The 15,165-nt window shown below is 66.9% G+C and carries 13 protein-coding genes; 8 read left to right on the top strand and 5 right to left on the bottom strand.

The features are described 5' to 3' along the window. The first annotated feature begins 10 nt into the window (after nucleotides 1-10). The 4 genes from AB0L82_RS03270 (at nucleotide 11) to AB0L82_RS03255 (ending at nucleotide 3,361) form a co-directional block, all read left to right on the top strand. On the top strand, nucleotides 11-184 hold the full coding sequence (locus AB0L82_RS03270) for a hypothetical protein (protein WP_364630267.1): 174 nt from the start codon (nucleotides 11-13) through the stop codon (nucleotides 182-184). Between the two features lie 91 nt (nucleotides 185-275). Continuing rightward, a complete protein-coding gene (locus AB0L82_RS03265; protein ID WP_364630264.1) occupies nucleotides 276-1,079 on the top strand; it encodes a PH domain-containing protein in 804 nt (267 codons plus the stop codon). A 128-nt stretch (nucleotides 1,080-1,207) separates the two neighbouring features. Further along, entirely contained in the window at nucleotides 1,208-3,049 is a 1,842-nt protein-coding gene (gene ilvD / locus AB0L82_RS03260; RefSeq protein WP_364630261.1) for a dihydroxy-acid dehydratase, read from the top strand. Between the two features lie 12 nt (nucleotides 3,050-3,061). Next, a complete protein-coding gene (locus AB0L82_RS03255) occupies nucleotides 3,062-3,361 on the top strand; it encodes a hypothetical protein (RefSeq protein WP_364630258.1) in 300 nt (99 codons plus the stop codon). Between the two features lie 75 nt (nucleotides 3,362-3,436). Here the strand turns inward: AB0L82_RS03255 and AB0L82_RS03250 are convergent, their stop codons facing one another. Further along, the gene (locus AB0L82_RS03250) at nucleotides 3,437-4,378 is read right to left on the bottom strand and encodes a DoxX family protein (protein ID WP_364630256.1); all 942 of its coding nucleotides are present in this window, start codon (nucleotides 4,376-4,378) and stop codon (nucleotides 3,437-3,439) included. 135 nt (nucleotides 4,379-4,513) lie between these two features. On the opposite strand from AB0L82_RS03250, the gene AB0L82_RS03245 reads away from it, so the two are divergent. Next, complete coding sequence (locus tag AB0L82_RS03245) at nucleotides 4,514-5,662, top strand: PQQ-dependent sugar dehydrogenase (protein ID WP_364630253.1); 1,149 nt, start codon at nucleotides 4,514-4,516, stop codon at nucleotides 5,660-5,662. 121 nt (nucleotides 5,663-5,783) lie between these two features. Here the strand turns inward: AB0L82_RS03245 and gatB are convergent, their stop codons facing one another. Genes gatB through AB0L82_RS03225 form a run of 4 tightly spaced genes read right to left on the bottom strand, consistent with a single transcriptional unit; the run spans nucleotide 5,784 to nucleotide 10,949 of the window. Continuing rightward, complete coding sequence (gatB, locus tag AB0L82_RS03240) at nucleotides 5,784-7,298, bottom strand: Asp-tRNA(Asn)/Glu-tRNA(Gln) amidotransferase subunit GatB (protein ID WP_364630251.1); 1,515 nt, start codon at nucleotides 7,296-7,298, stop codon at nucleotides 5,784-5,786. Between the two features lie 14 nt (nucleotides 7,299-7,312). Next, nucleotides 7,313-9,808, bottom strand: coding sequence for an FtsX-like permease family protein (locus AB0L82_RS03235; protein ID WP_364630248.1), 2,496 nt, complete (start codon nucleotides 9,806-9,808; stop codon nucleotides 7,313-7,315). Next, the gene (locus AB0L82_RS03230; protein ID WP_364630245.1) at nucleotides 9,805-10,566 is read right to left on the bottom strand and encodes an ABC transporter ATP-binding protein; all 762 of its coding nucleotides are present in this window, start codon (nucleotides 10,564-10,566) and stop codon (nucleotides 9,805-9,807) included. Before AB0L82_RS03230 ends, AB0L82_RS03235 begins: the two co-directional genes overlap by 4 nt. A 53-nt stretch (nucleotides 10,567-10,619) precedes the next feature. Then, a complete protein-coding gene (locus AB0L82_RS03225) occupies nucleotides 10,620-10,949 on the bottom strand; it encodes a hypothetical protein (RefSeq protein WP_364630242.1) in 330 nt (109 codons plus the stop codon). Nucleotides 10,950-11,148: 199 nt separating this feature from the next. Between AB0L82_RS03225 and AB0L82_RS03220 the strand changes: the two genes are divergently transcribed. The 3 genes from AB0L82_RS03220 to AB0L82_RS03210 are packed head-to-tail and all read left to right on the top strand — an operon-like array spanning nucleotide 11,149 to nucleotide 15,148. Then, nucleotides 11,149-12,534 (top strand): histidine kinase, encoded by a 1,386-nt coding sequence (locus tag AB0L82_RS03220; RefSeq protein WP_364630239.1) that lies wholly within the window; start codon nucleotides 11,149-11,151, stop codon nucleotides 12,532-12,534. A gap of 13 nt (nucleotides 12,535-12,547) precedes the next feature. Next, nucleotides 12,548-13,207: a response regulator transcription factor gene (locus AB0L82_RS03215; protein ID WP_364632743.1), complete on the top strand. Its 660-nt coding sequence runs from the start codon at nucleotides 12,548-12,550 to the stop codon at nucleotides 13,205-13,207. A 51-nt stretch (nucleotides 13,208-13,258) separates the two neighbouring features. Next, nucleotides 13,259-15,148, top strand: coding sequence for a protein kinase (locus tag AB0L82_RS03210; RefSeq protein ID WP_364630236.1), 1,890 nt, complete (start codon nucleotides 13,259-13,261; stop codon nucleotides 15,146-15,148). Nucleotides 15,149-15,165: the final 17 nt, after the last annotated feature.

The raw sequence follows: 15,165 nt of genomic DNA, 5'->3' as shown, positions 1-15,165 counted from the left end.
GTTCCAGTTCATGGACTTGCCTGAACACAAAAAAGCCCTCGACAGCCGGGGGCTGTTCGAGGGTGGCGCGTCGCAGCTGCGAGCTGACGTAATTGACTCTATAGTCGTCGGCTCAGCGCTGGACGCGCCGGCCGATTACGAGCAACTCGATTCGATTCACGCGCTCGACGGTATGCGCGCATGAGCCGCGGAGTCAAACATCTGACCATGTGTGTCTCATTATGTGAGACATAGCGGTTGTTCGGGTTAGTTCAACACAATGCGAGGATGGGGGTGTGTCATCACCGCATCAGTCCGTGCCACCGGCACAATCGTCCCACACCCCCGACCCCGGATCGGACACGGGTCCGATCCCGCAGGTCCGCTTCCGCAGTGATTGGCTGTGGTTGCCGGGAGTACTCATCGCACCGCTGATCATCGTGCTGCCGCTCTGGCTACTCAGGTTGCAAACCGACCTGACCAGCGAAGGCGTGGAGACTCGCGGGCTGACGCGTACGCGCAGGGTGCCGTGGGCCGAGGTTGCCGGAGTTCGCATTCCGGGATTCGGGCGGGTGTATCTGCACACCACGGGCGGCGAGGACATCGCGCTGCCGGGCGTCGATTTCGCGCGGTTGCGGGCGCTGGTACTGGGTGCGCGCGGGCATATTCCGGACCCCGGCGTGCGGGTGATCGGGCTTACCAGGCTCGCGCATATCGCGGTGTTCATGGTGCTGATGGGTGTGATCTTCCCGTTCTCCGGGATGCCGCAGGTGCTGTGGGTGCTGTTCGCGATTCCGGTCGCGATGGCGGTGTGGATCGAGCGCACTCGCACCAAGGTCTCGGCCGACGGACTGGAATTGCGGACGCTGTTCTCGACCCGCCATATCGAGTGGGACCAGGTGAAGGGACTGCGGATTCCCAAGCGCGGATTCCTGCAGGCGCATTTGGCCGATGACTCGGATGTGAGTTTGCCCGCTGTCAGTTATGACCGATTGCGCGATTTGGTCGAGGCATCGGACGGGCGCATTCCGGATCCGTTCATCGAACCGGAGGATGCGGACGAGGTGGACATCCCCGAAAGCGATACTTCGGACAAGTAGCGGCGTGTTGGGGTGCGAGGTTTCGGGCGCTGACGGGGATCGATTCGCGCGGGAGTAACGTTGGAACGCGCCGAAAGCATTCGGCGTAGTCGCCGATCAGCCCCCTGCGACGAGAACCCGAGGACCCCATGCCACCGCTTCGCTCACGCACCACCACCGTCGGACGCAATGCCGCGGGCGCTCGCTCGCTCTGGCGCGCGACCGGCCTCACCGACTCCGATTTCGGGAAGCCGATCGTCGCCATCGCGAACTCGTATACGCAGTTCGTACCGGGTCACGTGCATCTCAAGGAAGTCGGCGAGATCGTGGCCGAGGCGGTCCGGGCGGCAGGCGGCGTACCGCGCGAATTCCACACCATCGCGGTCGATGACGGCATCGCCATGGGTCACGGCGGCATGCTGTACTCGCTGCCCTCGCGCGAGATCATCGCCGATTCGGTCGAGTACATGGCCAATGCGCACACCGCCGACGCGCTGGTCTGTATCTCCAACTGCGACAAGATCACTCCCGGCATGTTGAACGCCGCCATGCGGCTCAATATCCCCGCCGTATTCGTTTCCGGCGGTCCGATGGAGGCCGGTAAGGCCGTGGTCGTGGGCGGTGTGGCGCAGGCGCCGACCGACCTCATCACCGCCATCTCCGCCAGCGCCTCCCCCAATGTCACCGATGACGGGCTGTCCGAGGTCGAGCGGTCGGCCTGCCCGACCTGCGGTTCCTGCTCCGGCATGTTCACCGCCAACTCGATGAACTGCCTCACCGAGGCGCTGGGACTCTCGTTGCCCGGCAACGGTTCCACCCTCGCCACGCATTCGGCTCGCCGCGCGCTGTTCCAGAAGGCCGGGCGGGTCATCGTCGATATCGCCAACCGCTGGTACCGCGATGACGACGAGTCGGTGCTGCCGCGAAATGTGGCCAACGTCAAGGCTTTCCACAATGCCATGGCCCTCGATGTGGCCATGGGCGGTTCCACCAACACCGTGCTGCACACCCTCGCGGCGGCGCAGGAGGGTGAGATCGACTTCGATCTGCAGACCATCGACGAGATCTCGCGCCGGGTGCCCTGCCTGTCCAAGGTGTCGCCGAACTCGGACTACCACATGGAGGATGTGCACCGCGCCGGTGGCATTCCCGCCATCCTCGGTGAGCTGCGCCGCGCGGGCCTGCTCGAGACCGAGGTGTCCACGGTGCACACCAAGTCGTTCGACGAATGGCTGGACACCTGGGATATCCGCTCCGGCAAGGCGTCCGAGGAAGCGGTCGAACTGTTCCACGCAGCGCCGGGTGGCGTGCGCACCGTCGTACCGTTCTCCACCGATAACCGCTGGTCCTCGCTGGACACCGATGCCGAGGGCGGCTGCATTCGCGATCTCGCGCACGCCTACACCGTCGAGGGCGGGCTGTGCGTGCTGCGCGGCAATATCGCGCCCGACGGCGCGATCCTCAAGACCGCCGGTATCGATGAGGATCTGTTCACCTTCGAGGGTCCGGCCGTGGTGGTCGAATCCCAGGAGGACGCGGTCTCCAAGATCCTGAACAAGGAGATCAAGCCCGGCGATGTCGTCGTGGTGCGCTACGAGGGTCCCGCGGGCGGGCCGGGCATGCAGGAGATGCTGCATCCCACCTCGTTCCTCAAGGGCCTGGGCCTGGGCAAGGTGTGCGCGCTCATCACCGACGGCCGGTTCTCCGGCGGCACATCGGGCCTGTCCATCGGCCATGTTTCGCCCGAGGCGGCCAGCGGCGGCGCCATCGGCCTGATCGAGAACGGCGACCGGATTCGCATCGATGTGCACACGCGTGCCCTCGAATTGCTGGTACCCGATGAAGTTCTCGCCGAGCGACGCGTGAAAATGGAAGCGTCCGAACGGCCTTGGCAGCCCGTGAACCGCGAGCGCCCGGTCACCACCGCGTTGCGGGCATACGCCGCGCTGGCGACCTCGGCAGACAAGGGCGCTGTGCGGCGGGTGCCGTAAGAAAGAGCAGGAATGACAATCGAATACGTCGGCAAAGCCGACACGATGCTGGCCGCGTACTCCTCGATGCTGGAGCGTTGCGATGCCCGCAACGCCCAGGCGAAGACACTCCTCGCCGAAGCCGATGAGCTGAACGCCCAGTCCCGTGAACTCGCCAACCAGGAGTACATGGCGAGCCCGGCGGAGGCCGCGAACATCGCGGCCCACCGGGCGATGTTGAACGACCAGATCGACGATAAGTCCACTCAGGTGATGCGCCTGCACCAGGAGACTTTCGAAGAATGGGAACGCTTCAACGCCACGCAGTGGTAGCGGTCCGCGCATAGCGAACGGCCCGGGCAATCCGATGGGATTGCCCGGGCCGCTTGCTGTTTCGGTGTCTCGAGATCAGAAGGGGCCGACGCCCTCGAGCGGGTTGCCGCCGTGCAGATAGATATAGGTGAGGATCGCGGCGGCGATGGCGGCGATGAGCGCGGCCAGCGAGCCGAGGAACGGGCGGGTGGCCCAGCCGCGACCGCGATCGAGCGAGAGCCGGCCCGGACCGGTGAGAATGATGGCCGCCGCGGCTCCGGCGAGGATGGATTCGATTTCCACCGAGACCTTTTCGGCCTTGTACTGGAAACCCGGGGCCATGCCCTGCTTCCACAGCCAGGCATCGATGATCACCGCGAGCACCGCGCCCGCGGCCAGCGGGGTCGCCAGGCCCAGCGCCACCAGGATGCCGCCGCCGAGTTCGCCCGCGATGAGCATCGGGGCGGCGATATCGACGTGCTTCCATCCGCCGTTCTCCATGGCGGTGCGAATGCCGTCGTAGCCGGGTCCGTTGAACCAGCCCGCCGCCTTCTGCAGGCCGTGGTAGACGAAGGTGCCGCCGACCACCAGGCGCAGCAGTAGCAGGCCCAGGTCCAGGGTGCCGCGGCGTTCATCGCCGCGCCGGCGGATGCGGGTGGTGGGTTCGGTGCCGCCGTTCGGGGCGGGCGGGATGCTCGCGAAGGCGTAGGTGGGCGCGGAATCGGCGGCGGGCACGGCGGTGTTCGCGCCGGTGATCGCCTCCTTCATCTCCGCGTACAGCGGGACTTCGGGGTCCAGGCCCAATTCCTCATCGGTGCGCGGCGGTTCCTTGTGCAGGTCCGCCTTGACGGTCGGGGCGATGCTCGGATCCGTCTTCGCCGTCGCGACCGTGTCGAGGTCGGATTTCACCGTGGCGGTGGAGAACTGCTCGGTGGGCGAATCGAAGGGGCTGCGGACCGGTTCACCCACCGGCCTCGGTGTTTCGGGCGCGGCACTGCCCAGCGCGTCGGCAGCGGGCTCGGTCGGCTTCTCGGTCACGCGGCCAGACTATTCGGCAACCGGGCTCTGCACACGGCTGTCGGTGGGCGTGTCCACTGTCCAGTTCCGATGTCCGTCATAACCGAGGCCACCCCGTTCGCGCATTCGCGCCGGGTTTTCCGTAACGTCTCAACCATGAGTTTGGTTGCCGCGGGCCGGTTCGGGGTGGGCGCACGGAGAATCGTGGTGGGCGTACTGGCGGGCACCCTGGTGTTCTCCGGGTGCGCCCGGTTCGATGATCGCGCCTCCACCCCGTTCACCACCGAGCCGAACTGGCAGGATGCGGAGCAGGGCACCAGCAAGCCGAATCCGCCGAGCAGTACGGCCAAGCGACCGGCCGCGCCGTGCGTGGATCCCGATCCGCTGGTGGTGGTGTCGTGCCTGGACACCACGGGCGGTCTGGTGACGCTGCCGGACGGTGCGAGCGCGCTGGTGGGTGAGCGCACCACGGGCCGCATCCTGAAGGTGGTCGCCACCGATGAGGGCATGCCGCCCGCGCCGATCGAGGTGGCGAAGCTGGATGTGGACTCCTCCGGCGACGGCGGCCTGACCGCACTCGCCCTGTCCCCCAGCTATTCCGAAGACGGCCTCATCTACGCCTACATCACCACCGGCGCCGATAACCGCGTGGTCCGCATCTCCACCGACGGCGGCGTCCCCAAGCCCATCCTCACCGGAATCCCGAAGGGCCCCACCGGCAATCGCGGTTCCCTCGAATTCCACACCTCCGACCGCATGCTGGTCCTGACCGGCGACACCGGAAACCCGAACGCCGCCAACGACAACGGCTCCATGGCCGGAAAGCTGCTGAGCGTCAACTCCCCCGCCCCCGGCGCAACCGCCGATGTGGTCCTGTCCGGTATCGGCGTAGCCGGCGGCGTCTGCTCGGACCACCAGGACTCCATCTGGGTCACCGACCGCACCGCCACCGAGGACCGCCTCCAGCGCATAGGCCCCGACGGCACCGCCGTCAAAGCCTGGAGCTGGCCCGACCACCCCGGCGTAGCCAACTGCGCCGCCGCCACCGACGGCGTAGCCATAGCCCTGACCAACCAAAAAGCCATGGCAATAGCCAAGGCCGACAAAGACACCCACGCCGTAACCGCCGCCCCCTCCCTCTTCGCCCAAGACAAATACGGCCGCCTCGACGGCGCAGCCATAGGCGGCGACGGCAACATCTGGTCCTCAACGGTCAACAAAACCGACGGCCAACCCAACCAATACGACGACCGCGTCGTCCGAATCCCACCCCCGTCCAACGGCCAGGGTTCCGGACCGGACTAGGCCCTCGACGGTGTGCGCATCTCCGGGTGCGCACGCCCTCCTGCTCGAGTGAGCAGTACCGCGACCCGCGAAAAGCAATGGCGCACGGCAGGATTGCCGTGCGCCATTTGTGTTGCGGTGGTTATTCGGTGACGCCGCAGGCGGCGAGGACGAGTTCGCGGACTCGGGCTGCGTCGGCTTGGCCTCGGGTGGCCTTCATGACGTCGCCTACTACCTTGCCTGCCGCCTGGATTTTGCCGGAGCGGATCTTGTCCGCGATGGCGGGGTTGGCTTCGAGGGCCTTGTCTACTTCGGCTTGGAGGGCGGAGTCGTCGCTGACCATGCCGAGGCCCTTGGATTCGACGAGGGCGGCGGGTTCGCCTTCGCCGGCGAGGACGAAGTCGACTACCTGCTTGGCCACCTTGTTGTTGATGGTTTTGGCTTCTACCAGGCCCGCGACCTCGGCTACCTGCTTGGGGGTGATGGGGAGGTCTTCGAGGGCTACCTCGCGCTCCTTGGCCTTTTCGGTGAGGTAGGCGACCCACCAGGAGCGGGCGGCGTCCACCGAGGCGCCCGCGTCGACGGTGGCGATGATGAGGTCCAGGGCGCCGGCGTTGACCAGGTCGCGGAAGACCTCGTCGGACAGCGCCCAGTCGGACTGGATGCGGGCGCGGCGCAGCCACGGGTACTCGGGGATGGTGCCGCGCAGCTGTTCGACCCAGGCGGCGTCCGGTGCGACCGGCTCGAGGTCCGGCTCCGGGAAGTAGCGGTAGTCCTCGGCGGATTCCTTGGGGCGGCCCGAGGAGGTGGTGCCGTCGGCTTCGTGGAAGTGCCTGGTTTCCATGGTGATCGAGCCACCGGAGGCCAATACCGCTGCCTGGCGGCGCATTTCGAAGCGGACCGCGACCTCGACGCTCTTGAGCGAGTTCACGTTCTTGGTTTCGGTGCGGGTGCCGAATTCCTTGGCGCCCTTGGGCATCAGGGAAACGTTGGCATCGCAGCGCAGCGAACCCTGCTCCATCTTCACATCGGAGACGTCGAGGGATTTGAGCACCTCGCGCAGCGCGGTGACGTAGGCGCGGGCCACCTCGGGGGCGCGCTCGCCCGCACCCTCGATGGTCTTGGTGACGATCTCGATGAGCGGCACGCCCGCGCGGTTGTAGTCCAGCAGCGAATGCGAGGCCCCGTGGATGCGACCGGTCGCGCCACCCATGTGGGTGGACTTACCGGTGTCCTCCTCCATATGCGCGCGCTCGATCTCGACGCGGAAGACTTCGCCGTCATCGAGGATCACATCGAGGTAGCCGTTGGTCGCGATGGGCTCGTCGTACTGGCTGATCTGGTAGTTCTTCGGCTGATCCGGGTAGAAGTAGTTCTTGCGCGCGAACCGACCCCACGGGGTGATCGAGCAGTTCAACGCCAGCCCGATTCGAATGGCCGACTCGACGGCCTTCTCGTTCACCACCGGCAGGGAGCCCGGCAGGCCCAAACACACCGGGCACACCTGGGTATTGGGTTCCGCGCCGAATTCGGTGGGGCAGCCGCAGAACATCTTCGTCGCGGTCCCCAGCTCGACATGCACCTCCATACCCAGCACCGGCTCGTACCGGCTGATGACGTCGGTGTAGTCCATCAAGTCGACCGTGGCTGCGCTCATGGCGTCCATCCTATTCAGTCGACGGCGAGCGCCTCGACGATGGGCAGGCGGGCCGCGCGCAACGCGGGTGGGATGGACCCGAGCAGCGCCAGGATCAGGGCGATGACCGCGTAGATCACCAGCAGAATGCTCGGCTGGTAGTGGATGTCGATGGAGATGGCGCGGCTCAGCGCCACCGTCGCCAGGTAATGCACGGCCGACCCGACCGCGAGACCCAGTGCGGCACCGGTCACACCGATGCCGACCGCTTCGGTCAGGACCGTGCGCAGCAGGAACCTGCGACTGGTCCCCATGGCACGCAGCACACCCAATTCGCGCCGCCGCTCCAGCACCGAGAGCATCAGGGTGTTGAGCAGCGCGACCGTCGCCACCAGCACGACTATCCAGAGAATCGCGGCACTGATCGACGAGCCCTGCCGCACGCTGCTGGCGATGGCGTCCACCGCCGAGCTACCGGTGGCCACGTGGAAATCGGCGGGGACGACGGCCCGAATGGCGTTCAACACCGCGGCGTGGTCCGCACCGTGAGCGAAGTCGACCCCGATGATCGTCTCCCCCGGCCGCTGATACCACTGCCGCAGAATGTTCAAGTCCAGCACCACGATTCCGGCGATGGCCGAGAAGTACGGCACGATGCGCAACACCGTGACGTGGTGGATGCCGGTGGGCGTGGGCAGATCGAGCCCGGACCCCTCGTGCACGTCCAGCGAGCGCGCCACATCGCGGGAGATGACCACACCCTCACCCGCCGCCATGCGAGCCAGATCGCGTTCGGAGGTCCCGTCCAGCGCGGAACTGCGCGCCACCCCACCCTCATAACCCTGGAGCATCACACGCCCGCGCCCGAGCGTGGCGAAAGCCATTTGCGCGGAACCACTCTCGCCGACCCCCGGAATGGCCCGGATCTTGTCCTTGAGATCCGCGGGCAGAATCGGCCCGGTGGGGAACTGCTCCATGGCGGTGGCGCTGACGAAAATATCGGTGCGCCCCAGACTTTCGAAGGTGGCGGCGGCCGCGTCGACCATATTGCGCGAGGCATTGCCCATGGCGACGGTGGCGCAGACACCGATCATCACGGTCATGGCGGTAGCCCACACCCGGCGCGGCGACCGCTCCAGCGTGGTCGCCCCCAACGCCCCGGGCGCACCGAACAGCCTTGCCACCGAGGCGATCACGCGCACGATCGGCCCGGTCGCGGCGAAACAGAGCACCACCGCACCGGTGATCGCCAGTGAGATCGCGGCCAGCGAGTAGCGCCCGATATCGGCGTTCGCGATGACGACCGCGCCGCCCACCATGATCGCGCCCAATACCAGCGCACCGTATTTCATGATCGGATTCACGGTGTCCGCCGTGGAGGTGCCGACCGGTGCGAGCGCCTCGATGGGCGCGACCTTGTACACCTGGCGCGCAGCGATGGCGGCCGCAGCCACACTCGCGAGCACACAGGCGGCGATGGCGACCGGAATGGCATAGCCGGGCACCACGTATTCGGTACGCGCCTCGACCGATTGCACGATGGCGGCGGGCAGTTTCTCGATGGCCGCGCGACCCATGAAGATGCCGATGATCGAACCGGTGATCCCGCCGAACAGTCCGAGAATGGCGGCCTCGACCAGCAGCCCGAGCACCATGGGCCCGCGCTTGCCGCCGATGGCCCGCAGCAGCGACAGCGTCGGACGCCGTTGCGCCACAGCCATACTCATGGCGTTGTAGATCAGGAACGCGGACACGATGAGCGCAGACGCCGAGGAGGCCAGCGTCGAATACCGCACCAGCTGCACCGATCCGCCCGCCTGGGCGGTGCGCAGATCCGGATCCGCGACCACGGCGCGACCGGCGACGACCTGGGTGAGAGCCGAACGCAGTTGATCCACATCGGTATTCGCGGCGGGAATGATCTGCACCGAATCCAGCCGCCCGGCGCGATCGGTGATCTTCTGCGCCACCGGCAGCAGCGCGATGACGATATGCCCGTCATTGATTTTCTCGGACGTCGACTCGTCCAGCACCCCGGCCACGGTGGCGGTGAGCGCGCCGAGCTGGATGCGATCGCCCTCCTTATGCCCCATGGCGGAGCCGATGAGCACGCCGTTGGAGACGGTCAGCAGCTTGCTCGCCTGGTCTTTGAGCGGCCCACCGAGATCACTGCCGAGTTCGGAGACACTGGCGTCCGCGCCGATCAGCAGCGCCCGGCTCGCGCCCGCGCCGACGGATTCGCGCAGCATGGGTACCGCCGTCCCCACCCCGGCGGTACCCCGAATCTGTTGCAGCAGCGCCTGATCGAATCCGGCATCGGTGACGCCGCTGATCTCTAGCGCGGCGTTGCCGCCCAGGCTGTGGGTGAGTTTGTCCACCGATCCGGTGATGGATCCGGAGATGCTGAAGACCGAAACCAGCAGTCCGGCAGAGACTCCCATCACCACCATGGACATGGTGGTGCGGCCGCGGTGGGCGAGGAGTTCGCCGATATTGAACAGCCGCAGCCGATCCCAGATCGCCTGGATCATGCGCGCACCACCCCGGCGTCATCGGCGTCGGCGGCCGGTGCGGTGGTCACCGGGACGGTGCGCACCTCACCGTCATCGGTGCGCTCCACCAGTTCGGTGGAGCCGATCAGCCCGTCGCGCAGGGTGATGACCCGGTCGCAGTACCGCACCGCGCCCATATCGTGGGTCACCATCACCACCGAGTTGCCCTCGCGGGTGATGTCACCGAGCAGTTGCAGGATCGCCGCACCGGTCTTGGAGTCCAGGTTGCCGGTGGGCTCATCGGCCAGGATCAGCGGCGGATCCATGATCAGGGCGCGGGCCACCGCGACGCGCTGCATCTGTCCGCCGGAGAGTTCGGCGGGCCGGTGCTCGGCGCGTTCGCCGAGCCCGACCATATCGAGCAGTTCCAGCGCGCGCGGCTTGGCCTTGCGTAATCCGGTGCCGTCCAGCAGTTTCGGGATGGCGACGTTCTCCCAGGCCGAGAGCGTGGGCAGCAGGTTGAAGAACTGGAAGATGAAGCCGACCTGATGTCGCCGGAATTCCGATTGCCGATCATCGTCCAGATCGCCGATCTCCTTGTCCCGGAATCGAATCGACCCGGTATCGGGTGAGTCGAGCGCCCCGAGCAGATGCAGCAGCGTGGATTTTCCCGATCCGGACGGACCGATGATGGCGGTGAACTCCCCCGGTTCGATGCGCAGGCTGATGCCGTCCAGCGCGCGCACGGTCTGCCCGCCCACCCGGTATTCCTTTGTCACGTCGGTCAATTCCAGCATGGTGCGTCCCCTCGTAGATCAGCGTGCGGTAGTGCGTCGAGCCCGTGGGAGGCTCAGCGTGCCAGCGCCCGCGTCCGCGGGCGCTGGTAGAGCTGGTCGGTGTCGTAGGCGTCCAGGACGGCGCGCAGGGCGGGTTGTTCGGCGGAGAGCTCGAGGAAGATCTCGACCGCCGACTTGCCTTCCGCCAGTGCGTGATCCAGTTTCACCGAGAGATGGTTCTCCCAGCGATGCCGCAGTGCGAGCAATACTCCCTCGCGACCGCCGAACAACCGGTCGAGATCGGGAATATCGTCGAATAGCCTGGCATCTGCGGGATTTCGCGCGGCGCGGTCCAGGATGGTGTGCAGGATGTCGGTGCGAGCGTGTTGATCTGCCCAGGTCATGGCCCCCAGCCTTTCTTCGAAGGTGCTCCCGTCACGGCCCGGCCGGATCGGCGGCGGACCGGTATGACCGAGAACGCTACGGAGGCGAACCCGAGCTGTCTTCGTGCCGCGGCAGCGACTTGACCTCCTACCCCGGTAGGAGCACGGCCCCTGCCCGCGAACGATGTACGCCGTCAGATTCGGCCATTAGCCTTGCAGAATGAACGTGACCGACGCCACCCCCAACGCGATCGGGCGTGCGCTGCGGGATTTTCAGGCCTGGGTGCGGGACAGCGGGCACCGGATTCGGGAGTTCGCGCGACATCCGGTGACCGAGTTCCAGCGCAATGCCGAGCAGTTCGGCTATCCGGCCAATATCGTCGCGCTCATCGATATCGTGCTGTTCACGGTCGCGGGCCTGGCCGTGTTCCAGCGCTATCACCAGGGCTATTGGCCGAGTCTGCTGCCGATCGTGGCCCTGCTGCTGAGTTACAGCACCGGTCCGCTGTACGCGTTCTTCGGGCTGGTGCCGAAACCGCTGTTGATCGCGGGCCTGACCATGTCCTCCGAGGCGGTGTTCCTGTCCCAGCCGGTGCCGACCGATTCCGCACCCTTCGTTCTCATAGCGGCCGCCGGGGAGATCGCGGCGCTGGCCCCGATGATCGCGAGCATTCCGCTGGCGCTGGCCATGGTCGCGGAACTGATGTTCTTCTCCTCCATCGGGCACCTCGATATCGGCATGCCGATCTGGTTCTTCGCGGTGACCTGCGGCTGGATGACCGGCCAGATGCTGAACTATCAGCGCCGCTACCTCTATCAGGAACGCGACTACCAGGAGATCCGGGCGACCCAGGCCGCCGATGAGGAGCGCCGCCGCATCGCCCGCGAGGTGCACGATGTGATCGCGCATTCGCTGAGCATCACCCTGCTGCACGTCACCGCCGCCCGGCATGCGCTGCAAACCGATCGCGATGTGGACGATGCGGTGGAGGCGCTCACCGATGCCGAGCGGCTGGGCCGGCAGGCCATGGCCGATATTCGCCGCACGGTGGGTCTGCTGGATCAGCGCCCCGCCTCGCAGACCCCGGAGCCGGGGCTGGAGGACGTGCCGGATCTGGTGGCGGATTTCGTGCGGGCGGGTATGCCGGTGGAGTACTCCCTCGACGGCGATCCGTCGAATATCTCGGCCGGTGTCGGCTTGGCGCTGTACCGGATCAGTCAGGAATCGCTGGCGAATATCGCCAAGCACGCCCCCGGTGCGGCGGCACGGCTGCGAATCATGCTGTGCAGCAGGGATATCAAGGTGGAAGTGGTCAATACCCTGCCCACCGGCGCGGCCGTGCGCCCCGGCCGGGGTATGGGTATATCCGGTATGCGCCAGCGCATTTCACTGCTCGGCGGCACCCTCACCGCCGGGCCGGTGGACGACGGCTGGCGGGTGTACGCCCAGATACCGATGTCGAGCCAGTTGGCGTGCATGGCGGTCAGCGCCGAGGATTCCCTGCGCGGCGCCCTGCAATCAATGGCACGCAAACTGCACGACCGGCCGAATCCCATGGTGGCCAAGGAAATTCAGGAGAGTGCGCGTGACATCGCAGCCGGATGAACACCTCGTCGGGGTGCTCGTGGTCGACGATCAGGAGCTGGTGCGCGGCGGCCTGCGCCGAATCCTGCGCCGCCGTGACGGTTTCGCGGTGAGCGAATGCGCCGACGGTGACGAGGTGCCCGCCGCGGTCGCGGCGCACAATCCGGATGTGGTGCTGATGGATCTGCGGATGAAGCGCATCGGCGGCATCGAGGCCACCCGCACCCTGCGCACACGCGCCGACGCGCCGCCGGTACTGGTGCTGACCACCTTCGATGATGATCAATTGCTATCGGGGGCATTACGCGCGGGCGCGGCCGGATTCCTGCTCAAGGACTCCCCCGCCGAGGATTTGATCCGCGCCGTGCGCACGGTCGCCGCGGGCGGTTCCTGGCTCGATCCGTCGGTGACCCCGCGGGTGCTCACCGCATACCGGTCGGCACGTCCAACGCCCGCGCCGGCGGGCAGTCGCCTGTCCGAACTCACCGTGCGCGAACTCGAAGTGCTCGAACTCATCGCGAAAGGCCGCCTGAACTCCGAGATCGCAAGCGCGCTCGGCATCTCCGAAGTTACGGTGAAAAGCCACGTGGGACACATTTTCGGGAAGCTCGGGTTACGTGATCGCGCCGCGGCTATCGTGTTCGCGTTTGACCATGGCGTAGTCGCACCGGGAGAATCCAACCTCGAGGGGTGAGGTGCGAGCGACTTCTCGCATCGTGCCTGATGAGGTTGGAGGTTTGACGGGGTGGATGCACCGCCATCGCGGGCCGGCGGCAGGTTCGGGCCGTACGAGTTGCGCTCGCTGCTGGGCAGGGGCGGTATGGGTGAGGTCTACGAGGCCTACGACACCTCCAAGGATCGGGTGGTAGCGCTCAAACTGCTACCCGAGGAACTCGCGAAAGACCCCGCCTACCAGGAACGTTTCCGCCGTGAATCGCAGGCGGCGGCGCGCCTGGCCGAACCGCACATCATCCCGATCCACGACTGGGGTGAGATCGACGGCCAGCTGTACATCGATATGCGGCTGGTGCGCGGGCAGGATCTGCGCAGTCTGCTGGAGTCCCAGGGACCGATGTCGCCGATGCGCGCGGTCGGCATCATCGAGCAGATCGCCGCGGCGCTGGACGCCGCGCACTACTCGGGTCTCGTGCACCGGGACGTGAAACCCGCCAATATCCTGGTAACTGATGCGGATTTCGCATATCTCGCGGATTTCGGCATCGCGCGCGCCGAGGGCGATACCACCATCACCGTCGCGGGCACCGCCGTCGGGTCGTACGCGTACATGGCTCCCGAGCGGTTCGACGATTCGGGTCCGGTCACCGGGCGCGCGGATCTCTACTCGCTGGGATGTGTACTGCACGAATGCCTCACGGGCAATAAACCGTTCGCCGCGCAGAATATGAGCGTTCTGATTCGGGCGCACCTGTCCGATCCGGCGCCGCGGCCGAGTCTGCAGCGTGCCGGAATTCCGGCCGCCCTGGACGCGGTGGTGGCGCGGGCGCTGGCCAAGGATCCCAATAGTCGTTTCCTGACCGCGGGCGAATTCGCCAGGGCCGCACGGACTGCCCTCGCGGGCGGTGTGGTCGATGCCGCGCCGACCGAGTACCTGCAGCCGGGTCGCACGGTCCCGCCCGCGGCCCCCGGCACCCTGCCGAGCGGACCTCCCGGAGCCATGCCCGGTGCGCTGACGCCGGGTACGCCCGGCGCGCCCGCCACCGGCGGACTGCCGCATGGCGCGCCGGCGACCGGGGTGCCGCCGTTCCCGGCACCGGCCCAGCGCGGTCAGCAGCCCAGCCAGCCCACCACCGTGCTGCCCATCCGGAACTCGGATCCGACTGTTGTGCAACCGAATACGGGTGCGTTCGCCTACGTCACCGGAGCCTTCCCCGCGACCGATCCGGCCGAGGGCCCGGGCACCTCGGACCTGCCGGTGATCGTGCCGACCGATCCGACCGTGGTGCGGGTCAGCGATTTCCACTACAGCCCGCTACCGCAGGGCGCGGCCGAACACAGCCGTCAGCAGGCGTGGGGGCATGCGCAGCGGGAGCAGGACTTCCCATATGCGCCAACGCCCGATCCGTCGCTCTACCCGACCTCGGACCATCCGCGCGTGGATACGCCACCGCCGCCGCGACCGTACAAACGCTCGCGTCGCAAATCGATGGCGGTGCCGATCTCGATCGGCGTACTGGTTGTCGCGATCGCCGCGATCGCCGGTGCGGTGGGCTGGCAAGTCCTGGATCGCTCCGGCAACGAAGCACCGAGTGTGACCGTGGCACAGGGCAATCCGAGCTATACCGCGCCGACGTCGCAGCCCCGGACCTCGACCGCGCCGAGCACCACCTCGACGGCCCCGGTACAGCTGCCCGCGGGCGCGTCGCCGTGCCAGCTGTCGTACCCGGTACTCAATGGCTACACCGGGTCCGCGACCGGATCCACCGTCACCAGTTGCCCTTTCGCGGAGGAAGTGCGCCGGGCGTATGCCGACGCGACTACAGGACGACCGGGTACAACAAGTAGTGTGGTGGTGGTCAGCCCGGTAACAAATCGGGCGTACACGATGAACTGCACGGCGACAGGGAAATTGGTCACCTGCATCGGTGGTGAGAACGCGGTGGTGTATGTCTACTGATCCGGTACCGGCCTGTC

It is taken from the genome of Nocardia sp. NPDC052001 (assembly GCF_040680615.1).
Lineage (GTDB): Bacteria > Actinomycetota > Actinomycetes > Mycobacteriales > Mycobacteriaceae > Nocardia.
Note: the sequence above shows the minus strand (reverse complement) of the source record. Positions and strands in the feature narration are given on the sequence as shown.

What these genes read in the sequence shown, in the direction of transcription:
- AB0L82_RS03270 (WP_364630267.1), top strand. Translation starts at nt 11, where the DNA reads ATGGACTTGCCTGAACACAAAAAAGCCCTCGACAGCCGGGGGCTGTTC.
- ilvD (WP_364630261.1), top strand. Translation starts at nt 1,208, where the DNA reads ATGCCACCGCTTCGCTCACGCACCACCACCGTCGGACGCAATGCCGCG.
- AB0L82_RS03255 (WP_364630258.1), top strand. Translation starts at nt 3,062, where the DNA reads ATGACAATCGAATACGTCGGCAAAGCCGACACGATGCTGGCCGCGTAC.
- AB0L82_RS03245 (WP_364630253.1), top strand. Translation starts at nt 4,514, where the DNA reads ATGAGTTTGGTTGCCGCGGGCCGGTTCGGGGTGGGCGCACGGAGAATC.
- gatB (WP_364630251.1), bottom strand. Translation starts at nt 7,298, where the DNA reads ATGAGCGCAGCCACGGTCGACTTGATGGACTACACCGACGTCATCAGC.
- AB0L82_RS03235 (WP_364630248.1), bottom strand. Translation starts at nt 9,808, where the DNA reads ATGATCCAGGCGATCTGGGATCGGCTGCGGCTGTTCAATATCGGCGAA.
- AB0L82_RS03230 (WP_364630245.1), bottom strand. Translation starts at nt 10,566, where the DNA reads ATGCTGGAATTGACCGACGTGACAAAGGAATACCGGGTGGGCGGGCAG.
- AB0L82_RS03225 (WP_364630242.1), bottom strand. Translation starts at nt 10,949, where the DNA reads ATGACCTGGGCAGATCAACACGCTCGCACCGACATCCTGCACACCATC.
- AB0L82_RS03220 (WP_364630239.1), top strand. Translation starts at nt 11,149, where the DNA reads ATGAACGTGACCGACGCCACCCCCAACGCGATCGGGCGTGCGCTGCGG.